The following is a 13,755-nucleotide window of genomic DNA, read 5'->3' on the forward strand; positions in this document are numbered from 1 at the left end:
GCAGGCTCGCGGCGGTGTTCAGCTGGTTGCGCCCTTCAGGGCCTCGGAGAGGGCGGTCGCCTCGTCGGGGGACAGTTCGACGACCAGCCGGCCGCCACCCTCCAGCGGGACGCGCATGACCAGGCCGCGGCCCTCCTTGGTGACCTCGAGGGGACCTTCACCCGTGCGCGGCTTCATGGCCGCCATGCGTGCCTCCTTCACCGGCCACCCACGCACCTGCTGGCCGTGGTGTGGCGACTGTTCGTGCAGAGCTCCGCACACATGATCCCGTATCCGCAGGCGTTCGACCAACCCGGTCCCCTCAGCGCGGGTCGGCGGACCCCGCCCGGAAACACGTCGCGACGTGGTCGTCGACCATCCCGGTGGCCTGCATGAGGGCGTAGCCGGTCGTCGGCCCGACGAAGCTGAAGCCCCGCCGCTTCAGCTCCTCGGCCATCGCCACCGACTCGACACTGGTCGCCGGGACGTCGGCGACCGTCTGCGGCCGGGGCCGCGGTGCGGTCGGCGCGAAGGACCACAGCAGCGCCGACAGACCGCCCGGGACCTCGAGTGCCGCCCGGGCGTTCCGGACGGCGGCGTCCACCTTCGCCCGGTTGCGGACGATGCGGGCATCGGCCATCAGCCGCTCGACGTCGTCGTCGCCGAACTCGGCGACCGCGGGGATGCGGAAGCCGGCGAACGCCTCCCGGAACGCCGGTCGCTTGCGCAGGATGGTGATCCAGGACAGCCCGGACTGGAAGGCCTCCAGGGTCATCCGCTCGAACAGGGCGTCGTCGCCGTGCAGCGGCCGGCCCCACTCCTGGTCGTGGTACTCGACGTACTCCGGGGCACTCGTCGCCCAGCCACAGCGCTCCACGGGGTCCGAAGCTAGCGTCTGCGCGTGCACATCCTGATCACCGGAGGCGCGGGCTTCATCGGCTCGCACGTCGTCGCCGCCTGCCGCGCGGCCGGGCACCAGGTGCGGGTGCTCGACGCCCTGCTGCCCGCCGTCCACCCCGGCTACCCCGACGGCGTGCCCGGGTTGGCCGGGGTGGAGCTGGTGACCGGGGACGTGCGGGACGCCGGCACCGTCGACCGGGCGCTGACGAGCGTCGACGCGGTGTGCCACCAGGCGGCGATGGTCGGACTCGGCGTCGACGTGCAGGACATGCCCGCCTACGCCGGCATCAACGACCTCGGGACGGCGGTGCTGCTGGCCGCGATGGCCCGCGCGGACGTCGGCCGGCTGGTGCTGGCCAGCTCGATGGTGGTCTACGGCGAGGGGCGGTACGAGTGCCTGGAGCACGGCGTCGTCCCGGCCGCCCCGCGCCGGCGGTCCGACCTGGACGCCGGCCGCTTCGAGCCGCCCTGCCCGGTGTGCGGCCGGCAGCTGAGCTGGGGCGAGGTCGGCGAGGACACCCCCGCCGACCCGCGGAACACCTACGCCGCCACCAAGCTGGCCCAGGAGCACCTGGCCGCGGCGTGGGCCCGGTCGACCGGCGGGAGCGCGATCGCGCTGAGGTACCACAACGTCTACGGCCCGCACATGCCCCGGGACACCCCCTACGCCGGGGTCGCGTCGATTTTCCGCAGCGCGCTGGAGTCCGGGCGCGCGCCGCGGGTGTTCGAGGACGGCGGGCAGCAGCGGGACTTCGTGCACGTCACCGACGTCGCGCAGGCCAACCTGGTGGCGCTGGCAGCCACTCCCCCCGACTCGGCGCTGCGGGCCTACAACGTGGCCTCCGGGGTGCCGCACACGGTCGGCGACATGGCCGGCGCGCTGGCCGAGGCCTTCGGCGGCCCGGCGCCCGAGGTCACCGGCGAGTACCGGATCGGCGACGTCCGGCACGTGGTCGCCTCCCCGGCGCGGGCCGAGGAGGAGTTGGGCTTCCGGGCCGGGGTGGACTTCGCCGACGGCATGCGCGAGTTCGCCACCGCCCCCCTGCGCCCGGCCCCCTGAGGGCCATGTTGGCCACCATGGCCCCTTAGGGGACGGCGGCGTCCACGTCGCCGAGCGCGGCCGGCCGGGTCCGGGCCGGGCTGCGCCGGGTGGCCAGCACGCAGCCGAGCAGGACCAGCGGCAGCCCGACGGCGAGCCCCAGGGTGAACGGCTCGTCGAGCAGCAGGACGCCGAGCAGCACGGCGACCGCCGGGTTCACGAAGGTGATGATCAGCGCGCGCTGCGGCCCGGCCTCCCGGATCAGCGCGAAGAACAGCGCCAGGGCGAGCGCGGTGCACACGGTGCCCAGGCCGATCACGGCCAGCCAGGCGGTGCCCGAGGCGTGCGTCGCGTCGCCGAGCCGGGGGACGGCGAACGGCGCGTAGACCAGCGCGGTGAACAGCAGCGCGAACGACGCCGCCGTCACGCCCGGCACGTCCGGGAGCCGGTGGCTGATCACGATCGGGGCGACGGCGTAGCCAATCACCACGAAGCCGACGGCGACGATCGCGGACAGCTGCGCGCCACCGACGTCCAGGCCGAGCAGCGCGCCGATCCCGACCACCCCGAGCACCATGCCGACCACGCGCACCGGGGAGAGCCGGTCGTCGTCGCCGGCCAGCAGCGCGGCTCCCGCCGCGACGAAGGGGACCGCGGCGACCAGCAGCCCGGTCAGCGAGGACGACAGCGACTGCTCGGCCCACGGCAGCAGCAGCCAGGGGCCGGTCATCTCCAGCACGGTGAAGACCAGCAGCGCCCGCCAGTGCCGGCGGAGCGCGGCGCCGAGATGTCCGCGGGCCAACGTCCACGGCACCAGCAGCACCGCGCCGATCGCACAGCGCAGGAAGACCACGACGACCGGCGAGAAGTCCTCGACGGCGACCTTGATCAGCAGGTAGGGCACACCCCAGATCACCGCCATCGCCACGAACAGCACCCAGCCACGGCGGCTCACCCACGTCCTCCCGTCGTCACCGGGACATCATGACGGTCGGCTCGGACAGCCCCGGTCACCACTCGGTGCGGACGACGACCTCGATCCCGATCGCCAGGACCGCCGACAGCAGCAGCCACGCCCGGCGCCCGCGGCGCGGCAGGAACGCGGTGGCGGCGAGCACCCACACGTAGAACGGCAGCCAGATCCGCTCGGTCTCCCCCCGCACCAGGCCCGAGAGGTCGCTGACCCCCATCCCGGCGAGCGCGGCCAGCGGCACCAGCGCGAGCGGGGTACGGCGCAGCGACGCGAGCCCGGCGACGGCGGCCGGGCCCAGCGCGAGCGCGGCGGCGGCCAGGTTGGCGACGAGGAAGAACGACAGCGGCCGGTCGGCGTAGGAGGGCCCCGAGCGCACCCGGTCGCCGGCGGCGGAGAACCCGTCGACCCACCAGTAGCCGCCGACGGCGAACGCCACGACCACCGCCAGGACGCCGACCGCGCCCACCCCGAGCACCCGGACGACGCCGCCCCAGCCGAGCCGGCCGTGGTGCACCCCGACGACGGCGAGCACGACCAGCCCCAGCGCGGTCAGCCCGAAGGACAGGAACAGCGCGACCCCGACCAGCAGCCCCCCGGCGAGGGCACGGACGTCGGCCGCCCGGCCCGGTGCCCGGGCGGCCGCCGCCGCCAGCAGCGCGACCCCCCACGCGGCGACCCCGGCGAACAGCGCGTCGGCGCTGGTGGCCACCCACAGCGCCACCGGTGCGAGCACCAGGAACGGCGCCGCCGTCCGTGCCGGGTCCTCCCCCGCCACGGCACGCACCCCGGTCAGCACGGCCGGCACCGCCAGCGCACCGCCGGCGACGCACAGCGCCGCCGCCCACCCCAGTCCGGTCAGGCCCACCCGGTCCAGCAGCACGAAGGCCAGCAGCGCCCCGGGCGGGTGACCGGCGACGTGGGTGGTCCAGGGGTCGGCGGCGTCGGCCGGCACCGAGTCGACGAACCCGGACAGGAAGGCGCCGATCGACCCGACCCGGGGCACGTCGTGCGGGTACTCGTGGACCACGGCCAGCGGCTTGGTCAGCCGGTCCCGCCCCGACGTCCGGGCCAGCGCGACCGCCCAGCCCGCCGCCGCCAGCGCCGAGCCGGGCAGCAGTGCCCGCCACGGCAGCCGCGCGGCGACCGTCGGACCGGCGAGCACCCCGACCAGGGCGACCACGACGGGCAGCCACACGCGCGAGGACCAGACGACGTCGAACCCGCCGCGCAGCACCCAGCCGCCGAGCAGGTGCAGCACCGTCCCGTCGAGCGTCAGCCGGCGCCCGATCCAGCCCACGACCAGCACGGACGCCACCACGACCAGCACCGCGAGCAGCGGCAGCCACCCGCGCGAGCGGCGCTCCGAGGCCACCTGCGCAGGCGGGTCGGACAGGACGGCGTTCACGGGGAGCGAGCGTAGGTCGGCACCCGGCCATCGAGGCCCGGCGGGGGCCGCCGGAGCCGGGCCGCGGAGATGGTTGCCAGGCACAAGAGGGGCCGGACGGACCACCATCCAGGGCAACAGCACACCGGTGCTGATGATCAGGAGGACCTCGCGTGGCTGGTGGACTGGTAGCGCTGCTGGACGACGTGGCGGTGCTGGCCCGTGCGGCCGCCGCCTCGATCGACGACATCGGGGCCGCGGCCGGCAAGGCCAGCGTCAAGGCCGCCGGCGTCGTCGTCGACGACACCGCGGTCACGCCGCAGTACGTGCACGGGCTGAACGCCGACCGGGAGCTGCCGATCATCCGGCGGATCGCCCTGGGGTCGCTGCGCAACAAGCTGCTGATCATCCTGCCGGCGATCCTGCTGCTCAGCGAGTTCCTGCCCTGGCTGCTGACCCCGATCCTGATGCTCGGCGGCACCTACCTCTGCTACGAGGGGGCCGAGAAGATCTGGCACCGGCTGAGGCCGCACGACGAGGCCCACGGTTCGGTGGAGGACGCCCTGCCGGACGAGAAGACCATCGTGTCCGGAGCCGTGCGCACCGACTTCATCCTGTCCGCCGAGATCATGGTCATCTCGCTGAACGAGGTCGTCGACCAGGGCTTCTGGTCCCGGGCGGTCATCCTGGCGATCGTCGCGGTGGGCATCACCGTGCTGGTCTACGGCGTGGTCGGCCTGATCGTGAAGATGGACGACGTCGGGCTGCACCTGTCCCAGCTCCCCCGCACGGGGGTGGCCGCGTTCGGCCGCGGGCTGGTCCGGGGCATGCCGAAGCTGCTCACCGCCCTCACCGTGGTCGGGACCGCGGCGATGCTGTGGGTCGGCGGCCACATCCTGCTGGTGGGCACCGACGACCTGGGCTGGCACGGGCTGTACGACGTCGTGCACCACCTGGAGGAGGCGGCGCACGAGGCCACCGGCGCCTTCGGCGGGGTCGTCGGCTGGCTGGTGAACACCGTCGCCAGTGCGGTCATCGGGCTCGTCGTGGGCGCACTGGTCGTGCTGGTCATGACCGTCACGGTGCACCGGCGCACGGCCGGCAAGGACGCCGCAGCGCACTGACCGTCCCATCCGGGAACCGCCCGGCCGACGAACACCGGGCGATGACCACCGACCGCGGCTACCGTCCGTCCGTGCCGGACGTCGTCTTCCCCTGCCTGGACGAGGCCGGGGCGCTCCCCCGGGTCCTCCCCCGACTGCCCGCCGGCTACCGCGCGATCGTCGCCGACAACGGCTCCACCGACGGGTCCGCCCAGATCGCCCTCGACCACGGCGCCACCGTGGTGACCGTGCCGCAGCGCGGGTTCGGGGCCGCGGCGCACGCCGGGCTGGAGGCCGCCACCGCCGACGTCGTCTGCTTCTGCGACGCCGACGCCTCGATGGACCCCGCCCAGCTGCCCCGGGTCGCCGGTCCGGTGCTGGCCGGGGAGGCCGACCTGGTGCTCGGCCGCCGGCGACCCACGCACCGCAGCGCCTGGCCGCTGCACGCCCGGGTGGCGAACACCGCGCTCGGGCTGATGCTGCGCCGGCGCACCGGCCGGTCCCTGCACGACCTGGGCCCGATGCGCGCCGGCCGCCGGGAGGCGCTGCTCGCCCTCGGCATCACCGACCGCCGCTTCGGCTACCCGCTGGAGATGGTCACCCGGGCCGCCGACGCCGGCTGGCGGATCGTCGAGGTGGACGTCGACTACGCCCCGCGCGCCGAGGGCACGAGGTCCAAGGTGACCGGCACCGTGCTCGGCACGCTCCGGACGATCCGCGACATGCGCGAGGTGCTGGCCCGGTGACGCAGCTGCTGGTCATCACCAAGGCACCGGTGGCGGGCCGGAGCAAGACCCGGCTGACCCCGCCCTGCACGCCCGAGCAGGCCGCGCAGATCGCGGCGGCCGCGGTCGGCGACACCCTCGACGCGGTCCGTGGCACCCCGGTGCGGCGCCGGGTGGTCGCCCTGGACGGTGCGCCCGGCGACCTGGACCTGTCCGGCTGCGTCGTCCTCCCGCAGGCCGACGGCGACCTGGGCACCCGGCTGGCGCACGCCTTCGCCGACGCCATGCGAGCGCCCGACGGCGACCTGCCCACGCTGCTGATCGGGATGGACACCCCGCAGGTCACCCCCCGGCTGCTCACCGCCGCGCTGGACCGGCTGGTCACGGCCGGACCGGGGACGGCGGTGCTCGGCACCGCCCCGGACGGTGGCTGGTGGGCGCTGGGCCTGCACTCGCCGGTGGCCGCCCAGGTGCTCCCGGACGTCCCGATGTCGCGCGAGGACACCGGCGAGCTCACCCGGGACGCCCTCGAGCTGGCCGGGCTGACCGTGCTCGACCTGCCCTCGCTGACCGACATCGACCACTTCCCCGACGCGGTCGCCGTGGCGGCGCTGTGCCCGCCGGACAGCCGCACCCGGCGGGTCGTCGACGCCGTCCGGACCGCGATCCCGACATGACCTCCGCCCTGGACCGGGTGCTCGGCGCCCGGCTGCCCGAGCCACCGGAGCAGCTGCGCCGCGGCCCGTTCCGGCGCGGCGCGTTCCCCAGCCCGCTGCACTCCGAGCGGCGTGCGGCCCGCACCGGTGCGTTCCTGGGCGTCGCCTTCGCCGTCTGCTTCCTCACCGGGCTGGTCAGCCACTGGGTGCAGCACCCGCCGGGCTGGCTGAGCTGGCCGGCGTCGCCGTCCTGGCTGTACCGGGTCACCCAGGGCCTGCACGTCGCCACCGGCCTGGCCTCGATCCCGCTGCTGCTGGTCAAGTTGTGGACGGTCTACCCGAAGTTGTTCGAGTGGCCGCCGGCCGGGTCGCCGTCCCGGGTGGTCAGCCGGCTGTCGGTCCTGGTGCTGGTCGGCGCGAGCACCATGCAACTGCTGACCGGCCTGATCAACATCGCCGAGTGGTACCCGTTCGGCTTCTTCTTCACCACGACGCACTACTGGACCGGGTGGCTGGCGATCGGCGCCGTCGCGGTGCACGTGGGGGCCAAGGCCCCGGAGATCCGCCGCGGCCTGGCCCGCCGCGGCTCGGCGGGGGCCACCGCCGGGCTCACCGGGGAGCAGGCCGCCGAGCGTGCGGGGGTCGACGACGCCGCGGAGACCAACGGCGTCCCCCGGCGGGCGTTCGTGGTCGCCGCCGGGCTGAGCGTCGGCGCGGTCACCCTGACCACCGTCGGGCAGACGCTCTCGCCGCTCGCGCAGGTGTCGGTGCTCGGCCCACGCATCCCCGGGGTCGGCCCGCAGGGGCTCCCGGTGCGGCAGACGGCGGCGCGGGCCGGCACCACCGCGGTCGGCGACGGCTACCGCCTGGTGGTGGAGGGGCCGCGCCGGCTCGAGCTGTCGCTGGCCGACCTGCAGGGGTTCCCGCAGCGCACCGAGCGGCTGCCGATCACCTGCGTGGAAGGCTGGAGCTCGAACGCCACCTGGTCCGGTGTCCGGCTCGGTGACCTGCTCGAGGCGGCCGGGTTGCCCCGGGACACCGAGGTGACCGTCGAGTCGCTGCAGACCGGCGGGCTCTACCGCGTCTCCACCGTGTCGGCGCCGCACGCGCGCAGCCCGCGCACGCTGCTGGCGCTGCGGCTCGGCGGTGAGCAGCTCGCGCCCGACCACGGGTACCCGGTGCGGCTGATCGCGCCGAACCGGCCCGGTGTCATGCAGACCAAGTGGGTCACCCGGGTGGCCCCGGGCCGCGGCGGGATCGGCGGATGAGCCTCGCCGACGAGGCCGGCCGGACCGTCGACGACCGGGCCGCCGGGCTCGACGACCCCTACGCCTCGGACCCGCGCCGGCCGGCGAGCAGCGCGCTGACGCCCTGGTGGCGCTGGCTGTTCCTGCTGCCCGGTCTGGCCGCCGTTCTGTACGGCGCGCACGGGCTGCTCACCGCGGGCAGCCGGGTCCCGCTGGGCTCGTGGCTGACCTGGTTCCTCGGCAGCGCACTGCTCCACGACCTGGTGCTCGCGCCGGTCTGGGTCGGCCTCGGCTGGCTGTCGGCCCGGCTGCTGCCCCGTGCGGCCCGCCCGGCGGTCGTGGTGGGCGCGGCGGTCACCGGGGCGCTGACCCTCGTGGCGCTGCCGTTCGTGCTCGGCTTCGGCGCCGACCCGGCCAACGACTCGTTCCTGCCCCGCGCCTACGGCCGGGACCTGCTGCTGGTCGCCCTGGCCGTGTGGGTCGTCGCCGCCGGCTGGGCGCTCGTCGCCGTCCGGCGGTCCCGGGTTCCCTGACGCACCGCCCGGGTAGCCAGCTGCGCGTGACCGCGCCGCAGACAGTCCCGGGCAGCCGCCGGCGCGTCGTGGTCTCCGGGCTGCTGCTGGGCGCGGGGGCGATGGGCGCGGTCGACGAGATCGTGTTCCACCAGCTGCTGCACTGGCACCACTTCTACGACCGGGCCAGCGGCGCCGCCGGCCTGGTCTCCGACGGCCTGCTGCACGCCGCCACCTGGTCGGCGACGGTCGCCGGGCTGGCCCTGCTGGCCGACGTCCGCCGGCGGCAGGCCTTCTCCGCCGGCACCTGGTGGGGCGCGATGCTGCTCGGCGCCGGGGGGTTCCAGACCTGGGACGGCGTCGTCGACCACAAGGTCCTGCGGGTGCACCAGGTGCGCTACGGCGTCGACCTGACCGGCTACGACCTGCTCTGGACCGGCGGCGGTGTGCTCCTGGCGCTGGTCGGGGCGCTGCTGCTGTGGCGGGGCCGCACCCGGCCGGCACCGTGATCGCGCTGGCCGCGGGGGCGGCCGCAGTCCTCTACCTCGTCGCCGTCACCGTCGACCGGCGGCCCTGGCCGGTCGCCCGGACGGCGTGCTGGCTGCTCGGCTGGGGCTGCCTCGCCGGCGCGCTGACCGGCCCGCTGGCGGCGTCGCACATGGACCTGCACGCCCACATGGCCGGCCACCTGCTGCTGGGCATGGTCGCGCCGCTCGCGCTGGCCCTGGCGCGGCCGGTGACCCTGCTGCTGCGGGTCCTGCCGGTCGGTGCTGTCCGGCGGGTGAGCCGGGTGCTGCGGACGGGGCCGGTCCACGTCCTCACCGACCCCTTCGTCGCCACCGGCCTCAACGTCGCCGGGACCTGGCTGCTGTACCGGACCGGGCTGCTCATGGCCGCCGCGCACTCCCCCGGGCTGCACCTGCTGGTGTCGGTGCACGTGCTGCTCACCGGGTGGCTGGCGACCGCCGCCGTCCTGGCGCTGGAGCCGCTGCCGCACCGGCGCGGCGTGGTGGCCCGCGCCGTCGCCCTCGCCGCCGGGATGGCCGCGCACGACGTGCTGGCCAAGTCCCTCTACGCCGCGCCGCCGACCGGCTTCAGCGGTGCCGCCGCCGGTGCGCAGCTGATGTACAACGGCGGCACGGTGGTCCACCTGGCGGTGGCCGCGCTGCTGTGGCGGCAGTGGTACGTCTCCCGGGGCGCCGTGCGGGCCGCGACCGTGCCGGCCTGACCCACGCCCCGCTCAGCCCCGGTGGTCGCGGGCGAACCGGGCGAACCGGCGCAGCGAGAAGCGCACCCCGGCCGACATCACCGGGCGCACCAGCGGCCAGCCGGCCCGGCCGAGCGCCCCGAGCGGCAGGTCCAGCCCCTCGGTCCAGACGAACGTCGAGCCGCCGCCGGCCCGTGGCCGCACCTCGAAGGTGCCGGTGCCGCGGACGACCCGGCCGGTGTGCCGGACGTCGACCCGGCGCGGGAACTCCCAGGCGGTGATCAGCATGGTGTCCAGCACCCCGACCCGCCGGCGTCCGGGCAGCTTGACCCCGGTCACCGCGGCCAGCCGACCGCCGACGCACTGCCCGTCGCCGTCCACCGCGCGGACGTCGGTCAGCGCCATCCACTCGCCCTGCCGGTCCCAGTCGACCAGCGCCGCCCAGACCTGCTCCGGCGGCGCGTCGACGTCGACCTGCTCGATCAGCTCAGGCACCGGTCCGGTCCTCCTCGTCGGTGGAGGGCACGGAGACGCCCTCGGGGTCGGTGTCCTCGGCGTCCGCCCGCGCCAGGGCCGGTGGCGCCGCGGTGGCGCCCGCGGCGGGCCGGCCGGTCGCCGCGCGGAGCTGCGCGATCTCGGCGTCCCGCTCGTCCAGGACCTGAGCCAGCTGGTCGACCAGCCAGTCCACCTCGCTCATCCGGTAGCCGCGGAGGGCCACCGAGACGCGCAACGCCCGGACGTCGTCCCCGACCACCGGCCGGTCGTCGGGCAGCTCCACCGGCGAGCGGCCGGTCTCGGCGGGCGGCTGCGTCTCCCCCCGGCCGAGCAGCAGCGACGCGCCGAGGAAGAGCAGCCCGCCGACCACCAGCAGGCCCAGGACGAAGACGACGCCGGCCACGGTCAGTCGTCGACGGTCAGCGGGTCGGGGACCGCGTCGCCGGGCGGCGGCTCGTCCGCGTGCTGCGCCCGCGCGGCGTCCGCGGCCTGGATGAGCGCGACCGCCTCGGCGACGTCGTCGGTGACGTGCAGCAGGTCCAGGTCGGCCTCGCTGACCGTGCCCTGGGCCAGCATCGAGGTGCGGATCCAGTCCACCAGCCCCGACCAGTAGGCGGAGCCGAACAGGATCACCGGGAACCGGGTGACCTTGCGGGTCTGGACCAGCGTGAGGGCCTCGAACAGCTCGTCGAGGGTGCCGAAGCCGCCGGGCAGGATGACGAAGGCCTGCGCGTACTTCACGAACATCGTCTTCCGCACGAAGAAGTAGCGGAACAGGATGCCGACGTCGACCCACTCGTTGAGCTCCTGCTCGAACGGCAGCTCGATGCCCAGCCCCACCGACATGCCCCCGGCGTCGCAGGCGCCCTTGTTCGCCGCCTCCATCGCACCGGGCCCGCCGCCGGTGATCACCGCGTAGCCCGCGTCGGCCAGCGCTGCGCCGAGCTGCACGCCGACCTCGTAGTACTCCGATCCCCGTGGGGTGCGGGCGCTGCCGAACACGCTGACCGCGCGGGGCAGCTCGGCGAGCAGGCCGAAGCCCTCGACGAACTCGGATTGGATCCGCAGCACTCGCCAGGGGTCGGTGTGCACCCAGTCGCTCCCACTGCGGCGGTCCAGCAGCCGCTGGTCGGTCGTCGTCCCGTCCGCGGCGGGGTCGGTCCCGCCGCCGCGCGTGGTGATCCCGCCGCGGTGCCGGATCGGTCGGCGGCGCTGACCGTCGTCGGACTCGCTCATGCGTCACTCCCGCTGAGGTAGGCGATCAGGGCGTCCTCGGCCGGCTGCAGCCGGTCGATGCGGACGTGCTCGTCGACGGTGTGGGCCAGGTTCGGGTCGCCCGGGCCGTAGTTGAGCGCCGGGATGCCGAAGGCGGCGAACCGGGCGACGTCGGTCCAGCCGAGCTTGGCCCGCGGCGGCTGCCCGACCGCGGCGACGAAGTCCGCCGCCGCCGGCTCGGACAGCCCGGGCAGGGCCCCTCCGGAGGAGTCGGTGAGCTCAAGGGTCACCCCCGCGGCCAGCGCGTCGGCGAACACCTCACGGACGTGCGCCAGGGCCTGGTCCTCGTCCCGGTCGGGGGCGAAGCGGAAGTTCACGGTCACCCGGCACTCGTCGGGGACGACGTTGCCCGCGACCCCGCCCTCGATCCGCACCGCGTTGAGCCCCTCCCGGTAGGTGAGGCCGTCGATCTCCACCTCCCGGGCGGGGTACCCGGCGAGGATGGCGAGCACGCCCGCGGCGCCGTGCACGGCGTTGACGCCCAGCCAGGAGCGGGCGCTGTGCGCGCGCGTGCCGGGCACGGTCAGCACCACCCGCAGGGTGCCCTGGCAGCCGCCCTCGATGACCCCGTCGGTGGGCTCGAGGAGGATCGCCAGGTCGCCGTACAGCCAGCCGCGGCGCTCCCGGGCGACCCGCCCCAGCCCGTTGCGGACCGCCTCGACCTCCTCGTTGTCGTAGAAGACGAACGTGAGGTCCCGGGCCGGATGCGCGCCGGGGACGCCGAAGCGCGCCGCCAGCCGGAGCATCACCGCGTCGCCGGCCTTCATGTCGCTGGTGCCGCAGCCGTAGAGCCGGTCCTGGCCGTCGACGGTGTCGGTCCGGCTGGGCAGGTTGCCGGCGACGGGCACCGTGTCCAGGTGCCCGGCGAGCACGATCCGGGTCTCCCGGTCCAGGCTGGTCCGGGCCAGCACGGTGTCGCCCACCCGCTCGACCTCCAGGGCACCGAGCCCGCGCAGCGCCGCCTCGACGGCGTCGGCGAGGGCCCGCTCGGAGCCGGAGACCGACGGCGCGTCGACCAGCCGGCGGGTGAGGGTGAGGACGTCGGCGGTCAGGTCGAGCTCGGGCAGCAGGTCGCTCACGACTCCCGAGCCTAAGGCGTGGGCACACACGGCCCTCGGTAGCGTGCACGGCGTGACGAGCGCAGAGCAGACCACCGGTGCCAACGGCGTCGGGCTGGCCACCCTCACCGCCGACGGGACGGTGCTGGACACCTGGTACCCCGCCCCGGCGCTGAGCGGTGCCGACCAGGGCGAGACCGGCACCCAGCAGATCGGCGTCCTGGAGCTGGAGGGCCTGCTCGGCCCGGACCACTCCGGCCTGGTCCGCAGCGACGAGGCCCGCGGGGTGCAGGTCATCGCCGTCGCCACCACGATCGCCGACCTCTCCGCGCCGCCGGTCGACGCGCACGACGTCTACCTGCGGCTGCACCTGCTGTCCGCCCGGCTCGTCCGGCCGCGCAGCATCAACCTCGACGGCGTGTTCGGCCTGCTCGCCAACGTCGCCTGGACCAGCGCCGGCCCGGTGCTGGCCGCCGAGCTGGACGCGGTCCGCGCCCGGACGCGGGTCGCCGCCGGCGGTCACCTCACCGTCTTCGGGGTGGACAAGTTCCCGCGGATGGTCGACTACGTCGTCCCCGCGGGGGTCCGGATCGCCGACGCCGACCGGGTCCGGCTGGGCGCGCACCTGGCCGAGGGCACCACCGTCATGCACGAGGGCTTCGTCAACTACAACGCCGGGACGCTGGGCCCGTCGATGGTCGAGGGCCGGATCAGCGCCGGCGTCGTCGTCGACGCCGACTCCGACATCGGCGGCGGCGCCTCGATCATGGGCACGCTCTCCGGTGGCGGGAAGCAGGTCATCTCCATCGGCAAGGGCTGCCTGCTGGGCGCCAACGCCGGCATCGGCATCTCGCTGGGCGACGGCTGCGTCGTGGAGGCCGGCTGCTACGTCACCGCCGGGTCCAAGGTCGTCCTGCCCGACGGGTCGGCGGTCAAGGCCGGTGAGCTGTCCGGCCGCGACGGGCTGCTGTTCCGCCGCAACTCGGTCAACGGCGCGCTCGAGGCCCTGCCCCGCAACGGCGACTGGGGCTCCCTCAACTCCGCCCTGCACGTCAACTGAGCGACGCGCGGTTTCGCGCGCGAAAGTACGCGCGGTTTCGCGCGCGAAAGTACGCGCGGTTTCGCGCGCGAAAGTACGCGCGGTTTCGCGCGCGAAAGTACGTCAGAGGTCGTCGGGGCCGGGGGTCTCGGGGGTGTTGGAC

The 13,755-nt window shown here is 75.4% G+C and carries 17 protein-coding genes; 9 read left to right on the forward strand and 8 right to left on the reverse strand.

What is annotated here, in order from left to right:
- Window positions 1-18 precede the first annotated feature (18 nt).
- Both FHL79_RS13230 and FHL79_RS13235 read right to left on the reverse strand, forming a co-directional pair.
- Window positions 19-186, reverse strand: a complete 168-nt coding sequence (locus FHL79_RS13230) for a DUF3117 domain-containing protein (RefSeq protein ID WP_081807929.1) — start codon at window positions 184-186, stop codon at window positions 19-21.
- A gap of 115 nt (window positions 187-301) precedes the next feature.
- Window positions 302-856, reverse strand: a complete 555-nt coding sequence (locus FHL79_RS13235; protein ID WP_179966091.1) for a DNA-3-methyladenine glycosylase I — start codon at window positions 854-856, stop codon at window positions 302-304.
- A 24-nt stretch (window positions 857-880) separates the two neighbouring features.
- On the opposite strand from FHL79_RS13235, the gene FHL79_RS13240 reads away from it, so the two are divergent.
- Window positions 881-1,939, forward strand: coding sequence for an NAD-dependent epimerase/dehydratase family protein (locus FHL79_RS13240; protein ID WP_138759061.1), 1,059 nt, complete (start codon window positions 881-883; stop codon window positions 1,937-1,939).
- Window positions 1,940-1,964: 25 nt separating this feature from the next.
- On the opposite strand, the gene FHL79_RS13245 is transcribed toward FHL79_RS13240, so the two are convergent.
- Both FHL79_RS13245 and FHL79_RS13250 read right to left on the reverse strand, forming a co-directional pair.
- Entirely contained in the window at window positions 1,965-2,873 is a 909-nt protein-coding gene (locus FHL79_RS13245; protein WP_171058153.1) for a DMT family transporter, read from the reverse strand.
- Between the two features lie 55 nt (window positions 2,874-2,928).
- Window positions 2,929-4,296: a hypothetical protein gene (locus FHL79_RS13250; protein WP_138759062.1), complete on the reverse strand. Its 1,368-nt coding sequence runs from the start codon at window positions 4,294-4,296 to the stop codon at window positions 2,929-2,931.
- 152 nt (window positions 4,297-4,448) lie between these two features.
- Between FHL79_RS13250 and FHL79_RS13255 the strand changes: the two genes are divergently transcribed.
- From FHL79_RS13255 to FHL79_RS13285, 7 genes are all read left to right on the forward strand, one after another.
- Window positions 4,449-5,399 carry a DUF808 domain-containing protein gene (locus tag FHL79_RS13255; RefSeq protein WP_138759063.1) on the forward strand — a complete coding sequence of 317 codons (951 nt, stop codon included), beginning with the start codon at window positions 4,449-4,451 and terminating at the stop codon, window positions 5,397-5,399.
- Window positions 5,400-5,470: 71 nt separating this feature from the next.
- Window positions 5,471-6,124 carry a glycosyltransferase family 2 protein gene (locus FHL79_RS13260; protein WP_246080737.1) on the forward strand — a complete coding sequence of 218 codons (654 nt, stop codon included), beginning with the start codon at window positions 5,471-5,473 and terminating at the stop codon, window positions 6,122-6,124.
- Window positions 6,121-6,780, forward strand: a complete 660-nt coding sequence (locus FHL79_RS13265; RefSeq protein ID WP_138759065.1) for a TIGR04282 family arsenosugar biosynthesis glycosyltransferase — start codon at window positions 6,121-6,123, stop codon at window positions 6,778-6,780. The genes FHL79_RS13260 and FHL79_RS13265 overlap by 4 nt, the downstream gene beginning before the upstream one ends.
- Window positions 6,777-8,027, forward strand: coding sequence for a molybdopterin-dependent oxidoreductase (locus FHL79_RS13270; protein ID WP_138759066.1), 1,251 nt, complete (start codon window positions 6,777-6,779; stop codon window positions 8,025-8,027). The genes FHL79_RS13265 and FHL79_RS13270 overlap by 4 nt, the downstream gene beginning before the upstream one ends.
- Entirely contained in the window at window positions 8,024-8,539 is a 516-nt protein-coding gene (locus tag FHL79_RS13275; RefSeq protein WP_138759067.1) for a hypothetical protein, read from the forward strand. Before FHL79_RS13270 ends, FHL79_RS13275 begins: the two co-directional genes overlap by 4 nt.
- Window positions 8,540-8,565: 26 nt before the next feature.
- A complete protein-coding gene (locus FHL79_RS13280) occupies window positions 8,566-9,027 on the forward strand; it encodes a DUF2243 domain-containing protein (RefSeq protein WP_138759068.1) in 462 nt (153 codons plus the stop codon).
- A complete protein-coding gene (locus tag FHL79_RS13285) occupies window positions 8,997-9,746 on the forward strand; it encodes a cytochrome c oxidase assembly protein (protein WP_246080739.1) in 750 nt (249 codons plus the stop codon). Before FHL79_RS13280 ends, FHL79_RS13285 begins: the two co-directional genes overlap by 31 nt.
- Window positions 9,747-9,758: 12 nt before the next feature.
- On the opposite strand, the gene FHL79_RS13290 is transcribed toward FHL79_RS13285, so the two are convergent.
- From FHL79_RS13290 to dapE, 4 genes are read right to left on the reverse strand one after another with little or no spacing between them, the layout of a single operon-like run.
- Window positions 9,759-10,220 (reverse strand): SRPBCC family protein, encoded by a 462-nt coding sequence (locus tag FHL79_RS13290; protein WP_138759069.1) that lies wholly within the window; start codon window positions 10,218-10,220, stop codon window positions 9,759-9,761.
- A complete protein-coding gene (locus FHL79_RS13295) occupies window positions 10,213-10,623 on the reverse strand; it encodes a DivIVA domain-containing protein (RefSeq protein ID WP_138759070.1) in 411 nt (136 codons plus the stop codon). Before FHL79_RS13295 ends, FHL79_RS13290 begins: the two co-directional genes overlap by 8 nt.
- A 2-nt stretch (window positions 10,624-10,625) precedes the next feature.
- Window positions 10,626-11,456, reverse strand: a complete 831-nt coding sequence (locus FHL79_RS13300; RefSeq protein WP_138759071.1) for an LOG family protein — start codon at window positions 11,454-11,456, stop codon at window positions 10,626-10,628.
- Window positions 11,453-12,574, reverse strand: coding sequence for a succinyl-diaminopimelate desuccinylase (gene dapE / locus FHL79_RS13305; protein ID WP_138759072.1), 1,122 nt, complete (start codon window positions 12,572-12,574; stop codon window positions 11,453-11,455). Before dapE ends, FHL79_RS13300 begins: the two co-directional genes overlap by 4 nt.
- 52 nt (window positions 12,575-12,626) lie before the next feature.
- Between dapE and dapD the strand changes: the two genes are divergently transcribed.
- The gene (dapD, locus tag FHL79_RS13310) at window positions 12,627-13,613 is read left to right on the forward strand and encodes a 2,3,4,5-tetrahydropyridine-2,6-dicarboxylate N-succinyltransferase (RefSeq protein WP_138759073.1); all 987 of its coding nucleotides are present in this window, start codon (window positions 12,627-12,629) and stop codon (window positions 13,611-13,613) included.
- The last annotated feature ends 142 nt before the right edge of the window (window positions 13,614-13,755 follow it).

The sequence above is a fragment of the Modestobacter altitudinis genome (assembly GCF_005930475.1).
GTDB lineage: Bacteria > Actinomycetota > Actinomycetes > Mycobacteriales > Geodermatophilaceae > Modestobacter > Modestobacter altitudinis.